This window comes from Staphylococcus sp. GDH8C109P (assembly GCF_017893405.1).
GTDB classification, from domain to species: Bacteria; Bacillota; Bacilli; order Staphylococcales; family Staphylococcaceae; genus Staphylococcus; species Staphylococcus cohnii.
On the sequence record NZ_JAESMX010000001.1, the window covers coordinates 95,218 to 115,095 of the forward strand.

Annotated in this window: 18 protein-coding genes; 15 read left to right on the forward strand and 3 right to left on the reverse strand. The window is 31.9% G+C overall.

The genetic code is table 11. From position 1 onward, the window contains the following. Positions 1-13 precede the first annotated feature (13 nt). The 4 genes from KA867_RS00470 (at position 14) to mdh (ending at position 3,002) form a co-directional block, all read left to right on the forward strand. Positions 14-922: an aldo/keto reductase gene (locus KA867_RS00470; protein WP_210136698.1), complete on the forward strand. Its 909-nt coding sequence runs from the start codon at positions 14-16 to the stop codon at positions 920-922. Between the two features lie 26 nt (positions 923-948). Continuing rightward, entirely contained in the window at positions 949-1,248 is a 300-nt protein-coding gene (locus KA867_RS00475; RefSeq protein WP_019468239.1) for a hypothetical protein, read from the forward strand. Positions 1,249-1,288: 40 nt separating this feature from the next. Then, on the forward strand, positions 1,289-1,906 hold the full coding sequence (locus KA867_RS00480; protein WP_210136699.1) for a DedA family protein: 618 nt from the start codon (positions 1,289-1,291) through the stop codon (positions 1,904-1,906). 157 nt (positions 1,907-2,063) lie between these two features. Next, positions 2,064-3,002, forward strand: a complete 939-nt coding sequence (mdh, locus tag KA867_RS00485; protein ID WP_210136700.1) for a malate dehydrogenase — start codon at positions 2,064-2,066, stop codon at positions 3,000-3,002. A 419-nt stretch (positions 3,003-3,421) separates the two neighbouring features. Here mdh and KA867_RS13350 read toward each other — a convergent pair whose 3' ends face one another. From KA867_RS13350 to KA867_RS00495, 3 genes are all read right to left on the reverse strand, one after another. After that, positions 3,422-3,697: a hypothetical protein gene (locus tag KA867_RS13350; protein WP_107385382.1), complete on the reverse strand. Its 276-nt coding sequence runs from the start codon at positions 3,695-3,697 to the stop codon at positions 3,422-3,424. Next, entirely contained in the window at positions 3,694-4,269 is a 576-nt protein-coding gene (locus tag KA867_RS00490; protein WP_210136701.1) for a DUF1361 domain-containing protein, read from the reverse strand. The genes KA867_RS13350 and KA867_RS00490 overlap by 4 nt, the downstream gene beginning before the upstream one ends. 722 nt (positions 4,270-4,991) lie before the next feature. Then, complete coding sequence (locus tag KA867_RS00495) at positions 4,992-5,411, reverse strand: PPC domain-containing DNA-binding protein (RefSeq protein ID WP_210136702.1); 420 nt, start codon at positions 5,409-5,411, stop codon at positions 4,992-4,994. Between the two features lie 207 nt (positions 5,412-5,618). Here KA867_RS00495 and norA point away from each other — a divergent pair, with 207 nt between their 5' ends. The 11 genes from norA to KA867_RS00550 all read left to right on the forward strand — a co-directional run bounded on the left by norA (position 5,619) and on the right by KA867_RS00550 (position 19,702). Beyond that, a complete protein-coding gene (norA, locus tag KA867_RS00500; RefSeq protein WP_210136703.1) occupies positions 5,619-6,779 on the forward strand; it encodes a multidrug efflux MFS transporter NorA in 1,161 nt (386 codons plus the stop codon). A gap of 468 nt (positions 6,780-7,247) precedes the next feature. After that, positions 7,248-7,994 carry a hypothetical protein gene (locus tag KA867_RS00505; RefSeq protein WP_210136704.1) on the forward strand — a complete coding sequence of 249 codons (747 nt, stop codon included), beginning with the start codon at positions 7,248-7,250 and terminating at the stop codon, positions 7,992-7,994. A 163-nt stretch (positions 7,995-8,157) separates the two neighbouring features. Continuing rightward, positions 8,158-9,027, forward strand: coding sequence for a UTP--glucose-1-phosphate uridylyltransferase GalU (galU, locus tag KA867_RS00510; protein WP_210136705.1), 870 nt, complete (start codon positions 8,158-8,160; stop codon positions 9,025-9,027). A 61-nt stretch (positions 9,028-9,088) separates the two neighbouring features. After that, positions 9,089-9,568, forward strand: coding sequence for a Cys-tRNA(Pro) deacylase (ybaK, locus tag KA867_RS00515; RefSeq protein ID WP_210136706.1), 480 nt, complete (start codon positions 9,089-9,091; stop codon positions 9,566-9,568). 798 nt (positions 9,569-10,366) lie between these two features. Then, positions 10,367-11,125 (forward strand): DeoR/GlpR family DNA-binding transcription regulator, encoded by a 759-nt coding sequence (locus tag KA867_RS00520; RefSeq protein ID WP_210136707.1) that lies wholly within the window; start codon positions 10,367-10,369, stop codon positions 11,123-11,125. Continuing rightward, positions 11,122-12,045, forward strand: coding sequence for a 1-phosphofructokinase (gene pfkB, locus KA867_RS00525; RefSeq protein WP_210136708.1), 924 nt, complete (start codon positions 11,122-11,124; stop codon positions 12,043-12,045). Before KA867_RS00520 ends, pfkB begins: the two co-directional genes overlap by 4 nt. 1 nt (position 12,046) lies before the next feature. Beyond that, positions 12,047-13,984, forward strand: a complete 1,938-nt coding sequence (locus tag KA867_RS00530; RefSeq protein WP_210136709.1) for a PTS fructose transporter subunit IIABC — start codon at positions 12,047-12,049, stop codon at positions 13,982-13,984. A gap of 168 nt (positions 13,985-14,152) precedes the next feature. Continuing rightward, complete coding sequence (gene nagA / locus KA867_RS00535) at positions 14,153-15,313, forward strand: N-acetylglucosamine-6-phosphate deacetylase (RefSeq protein ID WP_210136710.1); 1,161 nt, start codon at positions 14,153-14,155, stop codon at positions 15,311-15,313. Between the two features lie 298 nt (positions 15,314-15,611). Beyond that, on the forward strand, positions 15,612-16,964 hold the full coding sequence (locus KA867_RS00540; RefSeq protein WP_210136711.1) for a hemolysin family protein: 1,353 nt from the start codon (positions 15,612-15,614) through the stop codon (positions 16,962-16,964). Positions 16,965-17,221: 257 nt separating this feature from the next. After that, a complete protein-coding gene (locus tag KA867_RS00545) occupies positions 17,222-18,061 on the forward strand; it encodes an aldo/keto reductase (RefSeq protein ID WP_210136712.1) in 840 nt (279 codons plus the stop codon). Between the two features lie 531 nt (positions 18,062-18,592). Further along, positions 18,593-19,702, forward strand: a complete 1,110-nt coding sequence (locus KA867_RS00550) for a glycosyltransferase family 2 protein (RefSeq protein ID WP_210136713.1) — start codon at positions 18,593-18,595, stop codon at positions 19,700-19,702. The last annotated feature ends 176 nt before the right edge of the window (positions 19,703-19,878 follow it).

Genomic DNA, 19,878 nt, shown 5'->3' on the forward strand with positions numbered 1-19,878 from the left:
GGTTTGATTCACTATGGAAAGAGTGAAGATTAACCAACATGTATCCTTTTCAAATGTAATACAAGGATTTTGGAGAGCGAAAGATTGGAATTGGACACCACAACAGTTAAATCGCTATATTAATGAGCTAGTCGAGCGTGGTATTACTACGATGGATCACGCAGATATATACGGTGATTATAGTTGCGAAGGAATTTTTGGAGAAGCACTTAAATTATCGCCTAATTTACGTGAACATCTTGAAATTGTTTCTAAATGTGGCATTGTTTTGCCATCAGACCATTTAGCGACAGCAGATGGACATCGATATGATCATAGTAAAAAACATATCACAGAAACTGTGGAACGTTCTCTCAAACAATTACAAGTAGAGCAACTAGATTCATTATTGATTCACCGGCCATCACCATTGATGGATCCACATGAAATCACAGAAGCTGTTAAATCTTTAGTTAAAGAAGGAAAAATCAAATCGTTTGGAGTATCAAATTTCAACAAATCGCAGTATGATTTATTAAGTAAATGTTTAGTTTGTGATAAATTACATATTACTTTAAATCAATTAGAAATTTCCCCTTATACGTTAAATGCAATTGAAGATGGAACCATTAACTATATGTACAAAGATGATGTTAAAATAATGTCATGGAGTCCATTGGCTGGAGGAAAACTGTTTGATCTTGAAGACGAAAAAACAGCAAGAATTACTGCGATTGTCTCTCCATTGGCACAAAAGTATAATGTTACGATAACTGCAATTATTATGTCTTGGTTAAAGAAACATCCAGCTTCAATCATGCCAGTGTTAGGCACGCAAAAGATTAATCGTATTGACGAAGCATTGCAAGGTATAGAAATAACGTTAACTGACCAAGAATGGTTTGATATTTATACAGCTTCCTTAGGTCATGATATTCCTTAGATTTTAATTTAGAAGGAGCGTAGAACATGAGTAATCAAAGTGAACAACACCTTAGAAATCAGTTTAGATTTCAACGCAATTTTATTAATTTTCCTATTTTGGGTTTTGCAATAGTAATTGCTTTATTAAACATAATATATCCTGACATTAATTTAATGATGACATTATTTGGTCTGTTCTTTTTTTACAATGGTGCGATATTGTTTGTTGCGTTTATTAAACACTATAAACGCGTTATGCTATTAGCAATCATCTTAACCTTATTATCATTAGCACTATTTGGAATGACGATGTATTTATATGCTAAATCAAATAATTTACTATAATGTTCAATATGATTTGATTTAAATAATTAGGAGGGCATACATGGAGCAATGGATCACTCACTTTATGGAACAATATGGTTATTGGGGTATTGCTTTTCTAATATTTTTTGAGAATATCTTTCCACCTATACCATCTGAAATCATTTTAACCTTTGGTGGTTTTATGACTACACATTCTAACTTGAATTTTATTGGTGTAACACTAACATCAACTGTGGGATCTGTTGTTGGAGCGATTGTCCTTTATGGCATTGGCGCTTGGATAGGAGAGCGAAATTTATATAAAGTTATAGATCGTTATGGGAAAATCATACGAGTAAAAAGAAGTGATTTAGATAAAACACTGCAATGGTTTGAACAATATGGTTATTGGACGATATTTTTCTGTCGATTTGTACCGCTTTTAAGAAGTTTAATTTCAATTCCAGCCGGCTTAACTCGTATGAACATGCCTTTGTTTTTATTATTTACAACAATTGGTACATTGATTTGGAATATTGTTTTAATTTATTTAGGACAAACAGTTGGTAGCAATTGGCACGTTATCGTGCACTATATGGATATTTACTCTAAAATTATTTATATCGTACTTATTATTCTAGTTGTTTTTATTATTTGGAAGTGGTTGAAACGCCAACGAAAACATAAGCGAAAGTGATGATAGTAAAACGAACTAACTCATTAAATTGAGAAGTGGATTAAGGATTACCTGAGCTAAAGCTCATGCATAAGTCCCACTAACTCAATAAATTGAGAAGTGGGACTAAAAATTATTGAGACAATTCATTTGTCTAACATTATAAGGGGCTGACATTATGACAAAACAAAAGATTTCTATTATAGGTGCTGGTAATACAGGGTCTACTTTAGCTTTTATTATCGCTAAACATGAACTAGCGGATGTTGTACTGATCGATCAACCTAAAAATGAAGGACAGGTTAAAGGTAAAGCACTGGATATATTACAAAGTAGTCCTATTTATGGATTCGATGTAAATGTTTCAGGCTCAGTAGATTATTCTGATACAAAAAATTCAAATATTGTTGTAATTACTGCAGGGGTACCACGTAAGCCTGGAATGAGCAGAGACGATTTAGTTAAAATAAATGAACAAGTTATGGAAGAAGTTACAAAAGAAATTGTTAAATACTCTCCAGAATGTACAATAGTAGTGCTTACTAATCCAGTTGACGCAATGACTTATACAGTTTTGAAAGCATCAGGTTTTTCTAAAAAACGTGTTATTGGACAGTCAGGTATATTAGATACTGCAAGATATCAAACATTTATAGCAGAAGCTTTAGGAATTTCTATTAAAGATGTTAAAGGGTTAGTTCTAGGTGGTCATGGAGATACCATGCTTCCATTAGTCAATGCTACAAATGTTAATGGTGTACCATTGACTAAATTATTAGATGAAACTACGATTAGCCAAATTATTGAACGTACTCGAAAAGGTGGTGCTGAAATAGTGGAATTACTAGGTACAGGTTCTGCTTATTATGCGCCAGCATCGGCAGTATATAGTATGTTGGAAGCAATTTTGAAAGATCAACAACGTTTATTACCCGCCATCGCATATTTAGAAGATGAATACGGTTTTTCTGATATTTGTTTAGGTGTTCCTACAATATTAGGTGGAAATGGTATAGAACGCATTTTAGAGCTCACACTTTCGGATAAGGAATTAAAGCAATTACAAATTTCAGCAAACGCTGTTCAACAAGTGAAGCAATCACTTAAAAATAAATAATTTAATATTTTTTTAAATATAACACACAGTAGTGTTCTGTGGATTCAGAACGTAGACAACCCCTTCGCATTAATTTGTGAAGGGGTTGTCTATTTTAATAGTTTTTTCAAAATAGTAGTGGTATTCAGACCATTATTGGCCATTTTACTAACCATATTGCTGTTTTTAAAAGATTTATGGTAATACATATTAGCATGTTATCCATAGAAACTTTGTCACTCAGAGACTATTTTTAGTGTGATATTGGCAGTTATTTGGGCCGACTTCTGCGGAAAGCGCACTAGCCGAAGACTACAGGCTAAGGCAGTGACCGCGGAAAGCGTGCACAAAAAAACTGCCAACAAAGTCGGAGACTTTGTCGACAGTCTGAACCCACAGTAGTGTTCTGTGGTTTTTTTATTATATATTTTAGTTCGTGATTACATTCTGAAAATACAGATATATACTGCAACGTATTCAAAAAAAGTTAAAATATACATATATTTTAATCTTATCTTTGTTTTAATAGAAACATGCCAATTAGGATATTTTCGTTCATAATAAAATAATTGTAAATAAAATAAACCGATACCTAGTGGTAAACACATAAGCAAGATGCTTTTTGTGTATGAAAAGCCTACGTCATGAAGTAAATGTCCAATAATTAATTGAAATACGATGAGTACAATAAGTAAAATTAAGATATTAAAAGTCATTTTGTACGTTGTACTCCTTTCGCAAATGTATAAATTAAAATTTGAAGTAATACCAGTAATATGACAAATAGGAAAGCATCAAAATCTAAATGATTGATAACTTCTCTATAAATTCGAAGTGGTTCATTGATAATATAAACAGAATGTAAACGCAAGAAACGACCGATATAAATACCTAAGCCATTTAAAAACATCATAATGAATATAATGGTTCTATTTAACCAACGATGAGTTGTAAAGTTTTCCATTTCTACAAACATCAAAATTAATAAATATAAGGCTAATAAGACACCAGCAACTAAAAATGTAAAATACACCCATTCAACGATGATTAAACCTTGGTAAAAATTAAAAGTAAATTGATTTAAATGTATTAAATCCGTAACCATATATAGTGTATTGGGTACCATGCATAAAAATATAAGTACAAAAACGATAAATAATGGCCATTCATATTTATATTTCGGTTTAAATAAATTTAATAGTAAGCATAATTCAAATGGAACATATGCTAGAAAGAGATTAAGCGTCATAAATTGATAAAACTGATTAAAGAAAATTGATATGATCATTAAAATTAAAAATATTGTTCTAGCAATGTAACGAGGGGCGATACTTACACCTACTTTCTTTTGGGATTTATAGATGTGTTAAACACACAAGTTCATATAATTATTTTTATAAAGTGAAACTATAGCTAAAGTTTAAAAACAACTTTAACTGAAATTGAGTTTTTATATATCTTGTCTATGAAGTATTAGATATTGTTTTGTACATGATAATAAGTGTTAATTTTAAATAACAAGTAAAAATCCCCTTAAAAAGCTTATTACTAAGGGAACATAAACAAAAAATTACGAACGTGATTTTTTATAATACAATTTATAGACAGAAATTTCAATTAGAAACACTAGTTAAAATAATTGAAAACGTTTTACAAAAAACAAGTTAAACATAAATATTATTTGCATAATCAATCCTGGAGCGTCAACACGTTTCAAAATTATAAAAAAGATACATGTTAATACAAAAACCAAATAAAGCATGGTAGTCGGCAATATTACAAAATTTTCATAAACGTATAAAAACGCTAATTCCTATATAATTTCAATAGAAATTAACGTTTACGCTTTAGGCAGAGATATTAATAACCATGATGCTTGATTAGTATAGATTACATTTTTAAACTCCAACTTATAAAATTATATTTAAATTGATATATTTTTATAAGTAAAATACAATCAATGTATTTATTTGAATAATGTTAAAACCCTGTTAGCTGAGCGTCATTGAATTACAAGTCTAATAGATTCAAGCCGATGTCGGCATTGTGTTTACGATTTATATCTAGATTTGTCATTGTAATGACGATTTCTGCAGTAGCTGAAACAATTGCTTTTGTTAAATGACCACTTAATGTTTCATATTGATTAGTACCAAAAGTTGCATGTAAATGTGCAAATGGCTTTTCATCAATATGAGAAATATTGCCTAAAAGGCTAATTAATTCCAAAGGTTCTTTGATTTCTTTTTTTTCATAGGTTTTAGTTTCTAAATTATAGAAATTTAATTCTACGTTATCACAAGCGCCGATACCACTGACTGTTCCAAATTTACCATTTTTTTCACGGGCAAGATCCGTTACAGCTTCAAAAATGTCTTCACCTTGTTCTAAAACTAATACTATCGTATTACCATCTTCTTGATATACCATTTGAAAACCTCCATTCAAATTAATGTATTTAATAACATTATACAATTAATTATTTATGAGATGTATAATAGTGTTTGAAAATGTAAGTTTTTCTATTGTTTTTCTGTAGAAAAATGTTATAGAATGTTCTAATATTGTGCATTCCTCTAAATGAACGATACAAAACAAGATGATGAAAAAAGTGTGTAAAAGAATGGAGTGAGAAACGTGAATAAACAATTTTATATTTTATATTTTAATATCTTTTTAGTCTTTCTAGGTATAGGTCTAGTTGTACCAGTGCTACCAGTATATTTAAAAGATTTAGGTTTAAAAGGTAGTGATTTAGGAATTCTTGTTGCGGTCTTTGCACTCGCACAAATGATTATTTCACCATTTGGTGGTACGCTTGCAGATAAATTAGGTAAAAAATTAATTATTTGTATTGGACTTGCACTTTTTGCAATTTCAGAATTCTTGTTTGCCGCTAGTCACACGTTTTCTCTACTAATCATTTCTAGAATATTAGGTGGTTTTAGTGCTGGAATGGTCATGCCTGGTGTTACTGGGATGATTGCGGATATTTCTATAGGAAAAGATAAAGCAAAGAATTTTGGTTATATGTCGGCGATTATTAATTCAGGCTTTATTTTAGGACCTGGTTTAGGCGGTTTGCTGGCGGAAGTATCGCATAGATTACCGTTCTATGTGGCTGGTACAAGCGGTGTCTTGGCACTTATATTATCTATCACATTAATTAAAAATCCGAAAAATGAAACGCAAGATGGTTTTACACAATATCAACCTGAATTATTGGCTAAAATAAATTGGAAAGTGTTCCTCACTCCGGTCATTTTAACACTAGTGCTTGCATTTGGTTTGTCTGCGTTCGAAACATTATTCCCTTTATATACAGCCGATAAAGCACATTATTCACCTATAGATATCTCCTTTGCAATTACCGGTGGCGGTATTTTTGGTGCGATATTCCAAGTGTTTTTCTTTGATAAGTTTATGAAATACTTTGAAGAGCTTACTTTTATTACTTATGCATTATTTTATTCAGCGATTATTTTACTTGCATTGACGTTTATGCATAGTTACTGGTCAATTATGATTATTAGTTTTATAGTGTTTATTGGTTTTGATATGATTCGTCCAGCAATTACCAATTATTTTTCTAATATAGCTGGAAATCGTCAAGGGTTTGCTGGCGGATTAAATTCGACTTTTACCAGTATGGGGAATTTCATAGGCCCATTAGTAGCTGGTACATTATACGATATTAATTTTGAATTTCCACTGTATATGGCAATATTAGTGATGTTTATTGGTATGATAGTAATATTTTTTGAAAAAGCAATTCGAAATCGTCTAAAAAAATCATAAATCTTATGAGCGACGCAGCCATTTTGCTATGCTTATTACCAAATATTTATGTATAACATGTAAAAATGAATAATTATTTTATAAAAGACAATTTAACTTTCTGACAAATTAGTTAATGTTATAGGAGTAAGAGATGAAATTAGAACCACCATTTTAATTTCATTTCTTGCTCCTTTTTTTATTAAGTAAATTAAACATGGTAATTTTTAAACTTATGTTCATTAGTAAGATTTCAAAATACGTATGAAGTAACAAGATGCAATGGTTAATGTATTAATTGATATAAAAATTGTCAGAATTTGTACATTAGAATTTCAAATATGACATGAATGTTAAATAAAGTTGCACACATAATATTCATGTTACAGAAATTACAATTGTTTTAAATTGTGGTCTATATAAGTTTTTTGTTAAATATTTGTGATAATATGTTGTTATTATTAAAGAGAGATGATTAAGGGGATAAAGTTGAAAAATTTACTATTAACAATATTGGCTTTCCTATTAACATGTTGTTTCATATTTTTATTAGTGTTAGTTACTAATCAACAAGTGCTTGCAAAAGTACATGAAACAATATCGAGTTATTCCGATACAAATAATGTTGCCCAATCCAAAACAGGAGAAGAAAATGCAGATTTTGATTCAAATGTGCCGGATGACACGAAACCTGACGTGCCAAAAGAAAAGCCATATAATGCAAAAAACCACGAACCTATAGCAAAATTAGCAACACATGATTTGAATGATAAAGAGGCTGGAGAAATCAATTTGCCTCAATTTTCAGAAGCACTAAATAAAGCGCAAAAAATGGTTGATAGTGATAACCATTCTGAAAATGAATATAATGACTATGGTATTGATAGTACGTGTGAGGGGACATATTACTATATTTTCACTTTCAAGAATAAGCAACATCCCAAAACATATTATAGAGTCACTGTAGATCAAAATAATAAAGCAAGGATATTTGATGATGCTTATAAAGTACAAAATCACCAAGATCAAGACAAACCGAGAATATCGCCACATGAATCAGAAGTAATTGCTCAAAAATATGCAAAAGATGCACTAGGAAACAATGCTACCTTGAAGCAAGTGCATGCTTCAAAGCAAGGTATGTTTTATACATTTTATGATGCGACAGCTAAAAAAGAATATAAAGTTATTGTGAATAAACTGGGTGATGTCATACGTCAACCTGCGTTAAAATAAGAAAATGAAAACATTCAACTTATAGATTCTATTGAAGTTGGATGTTTTTTATTATCATAAAAAGTATAAAGTTAAATGTATCGATGTTATTATTATATTAAGTTTAAACTGATTTATACTTTGATGAATATTTAATTACTAAAAATTGAAAAGGATGAATGTTTTGAAAAAAATAAAAAAAGCAATTATACCTGCAGCAGGATTAGGCACAAGATTTCTTCCGGCAACAAAAGCTATGCCAAAAGAAATGTTGCCAATTTTAGATAAGCCAACGATTCAATACATTGTAGAGGAAGCAGCTCGTGCCGGTATTGAGGATATTATAATTGTAACTGGTAAACACAAACGAGCAATTGAAGATCATTTTGATAATCAAAAAGAATTAGAAATGATTTTAGAAGAAAAAGGAAAAACGGATCTATTAGAAAAAGTGAATTATTCTACTGAACTTGCTAATATTTTTTATGTAAGACAGAAAGAACAAAAAGGGTTGGGACATGCAATTTATTCAGCACGTCAATTTATTGGCAATGAACCTTTTGCGGTACTATTGGGTGATGATATTGTGGAGTCAACACAACCAGCCATTAAACAATTGATGGATACATATGAAGAAACTGGTAAATCTGTAATCGGTGTCCAAGAAGTGAATGAAAATGATACACATCGTTACGGTATCATTGATCCATTAGGTAAAAATGGGCGTCAATATGAAGTGAATCAATTTGTGGAAAAACCGAAACAAGGAACGGCACCTTCAAACTTAGCGATTATGGGACGTTATGTGTTAACACCTGATATCTTTGAATATTTAGCAAACCAAGGTAAAGGTGCCGGTGGAGAAATTCAACTGACAGATGCTATTGAAAGAATGAACAAAGAAAGTCAAGTTTATGCTTACGACTTTGAAGGTGAGCGTTATGATGTCGGTGAAAAGTTAGGTTTTGTAAAAACTACGATAGAATTCGCTTTAAAAGATCAAGAAATGAAAGAAGCATTAACGAAATTTATTAAACAACTTAAGCTAGATTGATCGTTTGTGATAAAATTATTTTGATATGCATAAAATACTTATAATCATATGAGGTATCGAAATGAAACAAAAGAAAACAAATGCTATGCGCATGTTAGATCGTCAAAAGATAAAATACAATGTCAATACGTATGAAATCTCGGATGAACATATGGATGGTACTGAAGTAGCACACAAAGTTGGCATAGAGGATAAATACGTATATAAAACACTTGTTTTAGAAAATAGTCATCATAATCATTTTGTGTTTATCATTCCGGTAAGCGATACATTAAATATGAAAGCGGCAGCTAACGCCGTAAATGAAAAGAAACTACAATTAATGCCTTTAGATGAACTTAAAAACGTAACAGGTTATGTTAGGGGCGGTTGTTCACCAATTGGAATGAAAAAACAATTTCAAACGATTGTCGATCAGCAAGCAACATGTATAGATGCACTTTATATTAGTGGCGGAGAACGTGGGGTACAGATTGAAATGACAGTTGATGACTTGATTAAAATAACTAAAGCAAAAGTGTTGAACGTCACTCATCAGTAACAGCATAATAAGATAATTAAAATCACGAAGTGGTCATGATACCATTTCGTGATTATTTAATGGACAGTAAGCAATTATATACTTTTTATAATATTATAAAATCGCGAGCGTTAATGATTTGAAACTTTATTCGAATTTTGCGCTCTTTTTTTTATGCGTTTTTTAAATTGATGTTCTACGATCATTAAAAACATAAAGCTCAATGTAAAAAATGTGAGAACCATCGTTAAAACAAGCATAGAATCTATTGGGGATATAAGTAAAATTAACAACACGATAAAGTTACTAATATAAGCATATGTATAGAGTAAAATCATGGTCATTCGTATATGTTTGTTCGTCGTTTGACTAAGAAATTGTAACAGGTTAAAGCCCATTTGAAAAAACAACAGGATATACATAATCAACGTTTGAAAAAATACAAAGTCAGTTTTGAATTTTTCACTTATGTATATGTTGAGCATCATTAAAATAGCAAAGATAATTGCGATACTGATTCTGCTTCTTTTTTCCCATTTTACTATAGTTGATTGTTGCATAACTTCAAGGCACTCCTTGTAAGAAATATGTAAAATAAAAAAATTGTACAATACATAATTATTGTAACGTAATGAGACGTATTATCAAGATGTTCAAATGTGATTATTAACGCATAGATAAAAATTATAAATTATTGAGGAAAAAGGTGGAATATCAAATTTCATTAACTTTATATGATTGTTTTTGATTGTTTTTGACAAAAAATGATTGAAATAAGAAAGCGTAACCATTATAATGAAAATGAAATGAGGTGGAGGGATGATTACTGAAAAGCGGCAGGAGCTCATAATGACTGAATTGTCAAAAAAAGACTTTTTGACTTTACAGGAATTAATAGATCGAACAGGATGTAGTGCATCCACAATTCGCCGGGACTTATCCAAATTACAAAAAGTTGGAAAATTGAAAAGAGTGCACGGCGGGGCAATGTTAAATAACTCATCTATCTTAGAACCTAATTTAGCAGATAAACGTGCAACCAACTTAAAAGAAAAGCAAGAAATCGCACGGTTAGCAGCGTTAGAAATAGAAGATAATGAATGTATTTTTATAGATGCTGGATCGACAACACTTGAGATGATCCCTTACATCAATGCACAAAATATTGTTGTTGTAACGAGTGGTTTGACGCATGTCGAAGAGCTAATTAAACAGGGTATCCGAACATTTATTTTAGGTGGAGAAATCAAATCGACAACATATGCGACAGTAGGTGCAAGCGCCCTTGAAACGTTGAAAAGTTATCATTTTGATAAGGTATTTCTTGGTATAAATGGTATAGACATAAAATATGGTTTGACTACACCTGATGAGCAAGAAGCGATTATTAAAAAATACGCTATACATTTAGGCACAAACGCTTATATTTTAGCTGATCATGATAAATACGATAAGGTGTATTTTGCGCATGTGCCTGTCGAAACACAAGTTAGCATTGTTACTTCTAAAAAAGTAAAAGAGAGTGACATATTTAAGAAATATACTGAAAATTATACATTTATTGGAGGTACACGATGATTTATACGGTAACTTTTAATCCCTCTATTGATTACATTATGTTTGCTGATGATTTTGAATTAAATGGATTAAATAGAGCGACAGAAACTTTTAAATTTGCTGGAGGTAAGGGTATCAATGTTTCAAGAGTGTTGCAAACATTGAACGTACCTTCAACAGCCTTAGGATTTGCAGGTGGATTCCCAGGTCAATTTATAGATAACACTTTAAAAAAAGCAGGTATTCTAACCGATTTTATAGAAGTAGATGAAGATACGCGGATTAATGTAAAACTGAAAACTGGTGATGAAACAGAAATAAATGCACCAGGACCAAATATTTCTCAAACACATTTTGAAAATCTACTCAGACAACTTAAACAAACATCAAAAGAAGATATAGTAGTCGTGGCAGGAAGCATACCGAAAAGCGTCCCTAAAGATGCATATGAACAAATTGCAAAAATCATAAAACAAACAGGTGCTCGATTAGTCGTAGATGCTGAAAAAGATTTAGTGGAATCTGTATTAAAATACAATCCGCTATTTATTAAACCGAACAAAGATGAATTAGAAGTTATGTTTGATACAGTAATCAATTCGGACGAAGATGTTATCCATTACGCACAAGAAATTATGAAACAAGGAGCATCATCTGTGATTGTGTCACTTGGTGGAGAGGGCGCAGTTTATGTTGACCATAAACATAGCTTGAAAGCATCAGTACCTCATGGACAAGTTGTCAATACAGTTGGTTCAGGTGATAGCACTGTTGCAGGCATGATAGCTGGTCTTGAAACAGGATTGACAATTGAAAACGCATTTAAACAAGCGGTTTCTGCGGGGACGGCAACTGCTTTTAACGATGATTTGGCCTCATACAAAGCGATTGAAGATATTAAAGAACAAGTGACAATTACGACTCTAAAAGGGAGTGAATGAGATGAGAATTACAGAGTTATTAACTCAAGAAACAATAGCTATGGATCTTTCATCAACTGATAAGAATGGTGTCATAGATGAATTAGTGAATCAACTGGATAAAGCAAAGAAATTAAACGATGTATCAGTTTTTAAAGAAGCTATTTATAACCGTGAAGCGCAAAGTACAACTGGTATTGGAGAAGGTATTGCGATACCACATGCTAAAGTAGCTGCAGTAGATACGCCTGCCATCGCTTTTGGTAAATCTAAAACGGGTGTAGATTATCAAAGTTTAGATATGCAACCGGCACATCTGTTCTTTATGATTGCGGCTCCAGAGGGTGGCGCACAAACGCATTTAGATGCATTAGCAAAACTATCAGGTATTTTAATGGACGATAAAGTACGAGAAGATTTACTAAATGCAACTTCTCCTCAATCTGTGTTACAAATCATTGATAAAGCTGATGATGAAGCTACGGAAGAAGTTGAAGAAGATACTGAAAGCTCTGTTGCTTCAGCTGATACAAATGAACCCTATATATTAGCGGTTACAGCTTGTCCAACAGGTATAGCACATACTTATATGGCGCGAGATGCATTGAAAAAGCAAGCTGAAAAAATGGGCGTTAAAATAAAAGTAGAAACAAATGGGTCTGGCGGTATAAAAAATCATCTCACAAATGAAGATATCGAACGTGCTACTGGTGTTATTGTAGCGGCAGATGTACATGTTGAAACAGCGCGTTTTAATGGTAAGAACGTTGTTGAAGTACCAGTAGCTGATGGTATTAAACGCCCAGAAGAATTAATTAATATTGCTCAAGATACTTCTCGTAAACCGTTTGTAGCGAGTACTGATTCAAGTAAAGTACAATCAGAAAGTAATGAAAAACAAGGTGTGGGTAAGACAATTTATAAACATTTGATGAACGGTGTTTCTAATATGTTACCGCTTGTTATTGCTGGTGGTATTTTAATGGCTATCGTATTCTTATTTGGTGCAAACTCGTTTGATCCAAAAAGTTCAGATTACAACGCGTTTGCAGAACAATTGTGGAATATAGGTAACAAGAGCGCCTTTATGCTAATTATTCCTATACTTGCTGGTTATATAGCACGTAGTATTGCAGACAAACCAGGTTTCGCAGCTGGTTTGGTTGGTGGTTTATTAGCTAGTACAGGTGATTCTGGCTTTATCGGCGGCATTCTTGCAGGTTTCTTAGCAGGTTATTTAACATTAGGCATCAAGAAATTAACAAATGGTATGCCACAATCTCTAGAAGGTTTAAAACCAACTTTAATTTTCCCAGTATTCTCTGTGTCTATTACAGGTTTACTGATGATTTATGTTTTGAATCCTCCAGCATCTTGGTTAAATAATTTATTGCTAAATGGCTTACAAAGTTTATCAGGTACTAACATTATGTTGCTAGGTCTTGTTATTGGTGCGATGATGGCTATAGATATGGGAGGTCCATTTAATAAAGCAGCTTACGTATTCGCTGTAGCTGCATTGACAGAGGGCAATGCAGCACCAATTACAGCAGCGATGATTGGCGGTATGGTGCCACCGATTGCTATTGCAACAGCAATGTTACTGTTCCGTAAAAAATTCACTAAAGAACAAAAAGGTTCTATTGTTCCAAACTATGTGATGGGATTATCCTTTATTACTGAAGGTGCAATTCCTTTTGCCGCAGCTGACCCTATTCGTGTAATCCCATCTATGATGGTGGGTTCAGGTGTAGCAGGTGCAATTGCATTAGGTTTAGGATCATCCATTCAAGCACCACATGGTGGTATTATCGTTATATTAGGAACAGACTTTAGTCACGTATTGCAATCATTGATAGCAATCATTATTGGGGCTATCATAGCAGCAGTTATATATGGTATGTTAAAACCAACATTAACCAAAGAAGAGATACAAAATTCAGAAGCGATGAATGATTAAAATACAGAGATTCATAATAAAAAACCAGAAGAAACTCATGATTGAGTGAAACTTCTGGTTTTTTATTATTTGCTTTTGAATATAATATAAGGCTTGAATTTGGTAAAATAAATTACAAGTGATGCAAGAAAATTTTAACCTAAAATAATTGAAAAGAAGGTAATATAAATGGTTGAATATGTAATTGAAAATGGACGAATATACACTGAAACTGAAACCATTGATTGTGGTTATATCATCATTAAATCTGGTAAAATTGCTGGCTTAGGTATAGGGACATATGAAGGTGATTTACAAACAATAGATGCACAAGGACATCATATTCTACCTGGATTTATTGATATTCATATGCATGGCGGTTACGGTGAAGATGCAATGGATGCATCGATGACAGGCTTAAAACATTTGTCAGAATCATTGTTATCTGAAGGTACAACGAGTTATTTAGCAACTACAATGACACAATCAGATGAGAATATTACAAATGCGCTAAAAAATATAGCTGCATATCAAACACAACAAGATACGTTAAATACAGCTGAAATTGTGGGTATCCATTTAGAAGGTCCGTTTATTTCTGAACATAAAGTAGGTGCGCAAAATCCTAGTTATGTACAACGGCCTTCAGTGGAAAAATTAAAATATTTCCAAAATATAGCGAATAATCACATCAAAGTTATCACATTTGCACCTGAAGTCGATGGGGCTAAGGAAACATTAGCAGCTTTTAAAGATCAAATTATATTTTCAATTGGTCATACAGTTGCGACATTTGACGAGAGTAATGAAGCGGTGAAAAACGGCGCCAAACACGTAACGCATTTATATAATGCTGGTACACCTTTTGAACATAGAGAACCAGGATTATTTGGGGCAGCATGGGTTAATGATCAATTGAACACTGAAGTTATTGTCGACGGCATCCACTCACATCCTGCTGCTGTAAATATCGCATATAAGCAAAAAGGAAATGAACATTTCTATTTAATTACAGATGCTATGCGAGCAAAAGGCATGCCAGATGGAGAATATGATTTAGGTGGTCAAAATGTCATCGTGAAAGACTCTGAAGCACGTTTAGTTTCAGGAGCATTAGCAGGAAGTATTTTAAAAATGAATACTGGTTTGCATAATCTTCTTAAATTTACTGGTGATTCATTGGATAATCTATGGCGTGTCACTAGTTTGAATCAGGCAATTGCTTTAAACATTGACGATAATAAAGGTAGCATAAAGGCAGGCAAAGATGCAGATATTGTCATCGTGAACGATGATATTGAAGTTCAGACAACTATCAAAAATGGTGAAATACATCAATTTATTAAGTAATCATTATTTTAGAATAAATAAATATTAATTAGGGCAAATGATGTAAAATTTAGAAAGTTGACGCGAAGGTAATTTTGCGTTTAAATGGTACATTAGGTGAATATAAATTTTAATTTTTTTAAATTACTTTCGAAACAACTATTATGATAAAATAAAAGAAATGCGTATTTTTAGGGAGGTGTTACAATGGGAAGGATTTAGCATATAATACAAACGTTAACAATCATATAATATTTTATAAGCAGTCACCTATTGTGACACAAAATTTGGAGGTGAATCCCTAGAAATAGGGAACTAATTGGAAACAGTGACCATAATAAATTTAGTAATATTCTTTTTTTTAATAGCATTAACTACAGTCTTCGTAGGATCAGAATTCGCATTAGTTAAAGTGCGTACTACTAGGATTGAACAACTTGCAACAGAAGGCAACGGTAGTGCACGTGTTGTTAAAAAGATGATTAAAAACTTAGACTATTACTTATCAGCATGTCAGTTGGGTATTACCGTGACATCTTTAGGATTAGGTTGGTTAGGTGAACCAACATTTAACAAGTTGCTACACCCATTATTTGAATTAATCCATTTACCTGAAGCACTAACGACAACTTTTTCATTTATAGTAGCGTTTATCATTGTGACATATTTGCATGTTGTCTTGGGTGAATTAGCACCGAAAACGCTTGCTATCCAATATACAGAAAAATTGGCACTCATTTATGCTAGACCGCTATATTATTTCGGATTTATAATGAAGCCATTAATTTGGTTAATGAATGGTTCGGCAAGAATGATTATTCGTATGTTTGGTGTGGATCCTGATGCAAATAATGATGCTATGTCAGAAGAAGAAATAAAAATTATCATAAATAATAGTTATAATGGCGGAGAAATCAATCAAACAGAATTAGCATATATGCAAAACATCTTTTCTTTTGATGAAAGACATGCTAAGGATATCATGGTGCCGCGTACACAAATGGTTACACTAAATGAGCCATTTAATGTAGATGAATTATTAGAAACAATTAAAGAACATCAATTCACACGTTATCCAATTACAGAAGATGGCGATAAAGATCATGTAAAAGGTTTTATTAACGTAAAAGAATTTTTAACAGAGTATGCTTCTGGTAAACCGATGAAAGCAAGTAACTATATCCATGATTTGCCAATGATTTCCGAAACTACTAGAATCAGTGATGCGCTTATCAGAATGCAGCGCGAACACGTTCACATTAGTTTAATTATTGATGAATATGGTGGTACTGCAGGTATTTTAACTATGGAAGATATATTAGAAGAAATTGTCGGTGAAATTCGTGATGAATTTGACGATGATGAAGTCAATGATGTTCTCAGACTAAGTGATAATAAATACCAAATTAACGGTAGAGTGTTATTAGATGATCTAAACGATCAATTTGGTATTGAATTTGAGGATTCTGAAGATATAGATACAATTGGTGGTTGGTTACAAGCACATAATACCAACTTACAACCAAATGATTATGTAGATACACAATATGATCGTTGGGTAATATCGGAAGTGGATAACCATCAAATTATCAATGTTATCTTAGAGTTTGAATATCATGAAACACGTCCGACTCCTGAAGAAGATGAGGACGAAGAAAGTAATGATAATTAAGCTGCGAGTGATGATAAATCAGAGATGTTTGAGTTTTTGACATAGTAATTATCATTTGTTGGCAAAATATCAACATATATTTTGCACCATACGCATACAACTTGTATTATAAATATGAGTAAGTATTGCAAAAACTGGGACATCAATTAATGTCCCAGTTTTTTTATAATCGTCTTTATAGAAAAATTATGAGAATAGCGATTTTTGTTTAAAGGATGAAAATATACATTTATACAAATAAAGAGGAGAATAAATTTATGATAGAAGATACGTATTATTTAAATAATGGTTATCCTATGCCGAAAATTGGTTTGGGTGTTTACAAAATCACTGATGAGGAAATGGAAAAAGCTGTATCTAGCGCTTTAGATATCGGTTACCGTGCTTTTGATACAGCTTACTTTTATAAAAATGAAATTGCATTAGGCAATGCTTTGAAAAAATCTGATGTGCCTCGTTCTGAATTGTTTATTACTTCGAAGATATGGAATGATTATCAAGGGTATGATAAAACAATTGAATTTTTCACAAAGTCTATAGAGAATTTAGGCACTGATTATTTAGATTTATTTTTAATACATTGGCCATGTGAAGAAGATGGACTTTTTATTGAAACATATAGAGCGATGGAAAAACTATACAAAGAAGGTCGAATACGTGCAATTGGTGTATGTAACTTTAAGCAACATCATTTAGAAAAATTGATGGCTGAGACAGAAATTACGCCTGCAGTAAATCAGGTGGAGATACATCCTTATTTCAATCAGCATGAGTTACAAGATTTTTGTGATAAGCATGATATCGCCGTGACAGCTTGGATGCCGCTCATGCGAAACCAAGGTTTACTTGAACATCCTATCATTGTTGATATTGCCGAACGTTATAGTAAAACACCTGCGCAAATTGTGTTGCGTTGGCATTCAGCACATAACCGTTTGATTATACCTAAATCTAAAACACCAAAACGTATTCAAGAAAATTATGAAATTTTTGATTTTAATTTAGAATTAACAGACATTGCTGAAATAGATAATCTGAATCAAGATGCACGTCAAGGTAAAGACCCTGATCAAGTGCGTATAGGTGATTTAAAATAAGCAATTTAAAGTAGCGAGTTTAAATCATTTTATCAGCATGCGTTGCTAAATAATAATTACAAAATTAATAAACGGCAATTATAATCATTGGTCTATTTTCTGTAACATATACCTAAAAGGTTGTAAGCTGATTATTTTATATTGTGTAAGATAGAGAATTGTTTTAATGACACTTAATTCTCTATCTTATTTTTTTAATTTTACTAATATTAGGTTTTGTTTCCATTTCTGACAAATAGTTGATAAACTAGATGGACAAAGTTACAACTTTTTACAAAAAAGATATAGAGCAATATTTATGTATATATATAATTTGTTTTATTAGAAAAATTTGAAAATTGCATTTTAGATTTTCTTTATTATGCAAATCATTGATGTTATCTGTTTCGGTAATTTTTTAAAAGCGTGTAAGTTTTATAATTGAATATTAAGGAAATATAAAAATTATGTAAATCTAAATGAAAAGAATGGCGAAATAACTGTAAATATTGGTAAAGTGAAATTGAAGTAATTGAAATGAAGGTGTTTATTATGCAGATAAGAGTTATAGTGCCATGTTATAACGAAGGTGAAGTAATATTAAAAACATACCGTAGGTTAACTGAAATACTAGAAAAAGATAGTCTTAACCGTCACTATAGCTATGATTTACTATTTGTAGATGATGGTAGCCATGATAAAACGATTAATTATATTCAAGAAATGGCAACTCATGATGAACATGTGAAGTATATTTCGTTCAGTAGGAATTTTGGTAAAGAATCAGCAATGATTGCTGGTTTCCAACACAGTGTGGCATGTGATGCTGTTGTGATGATTGATGCTGATTTACAGCACCCGCCAGAGCTGATACCACAGATGATAGATAGCTATTTGGATGGCTATGATCAAGTTGTCGCAAAACGTGATAGAACAGGTGAAAAACGTTCGAGAAAATTTTTAACTAAATGCTATTATAAAATGATTAATCACTTTGTTGAGGATATTAAATTAGAAGATGGCGTTGGAGATTTTAGGTTGCTTAGTCAACGTGCACTACACTCATTAACATCGTTAAATGAATATAATCGTTTTTCAAAAGGATTGTATGAATGGATAGGTTATAATACTAAGGTTTTCACTTATGAAAACGTTGAAAGAGAAGAAGGTACATCTAAATGGTCATTTGGTAAATTATTAAACTATGGAATAGATGGCTTGATTTCATTTAATAATAAACCGTTACGAGCTATGATTTATTTAGGACTTATCGTGTTTTTTGTGAGTCTACTTTATATTGTATTTAGCTTCGGTAACATTATGATTAATGGTGTGAAAACACCAGGGTACTTTTCAACAATTGCAGCTATTTTATTACTTGGAGGTATCCAACTTATTTCAATAGGTATTGTAGGCGAATATATCGGTAGGATATATTATGAAGTAAAACAGCGACCAAAATATATTGTTCAAGTATCTAATTTGAAACCAATACACAAAACAACAGGATTAGGCTCTGAAATAGAAATGTCTGAATATCCAGAAGAAACAGAAGAAACAGAAGAAAATAATGAAAACAGAATAAATAGAGAAGAGCATTTTTATGTACCATCACATAAGGTGAAAACTGAAAAAAATAAAACACTCGTTAAACACAGATAATCCTAGCCCTCAGTCTATGCTAAAAGTGTAGATTGGGGCTTTATTTATAAATAGAATGATTATTACAATTTTGACCTTACATGCTTGGAGATACGATTTGTGGTTGTAGTTTTTCACGTATATCATTCTCAAGCATTAGCACATTACAAAATTATAGAAAGAATCAAATTAGTTAA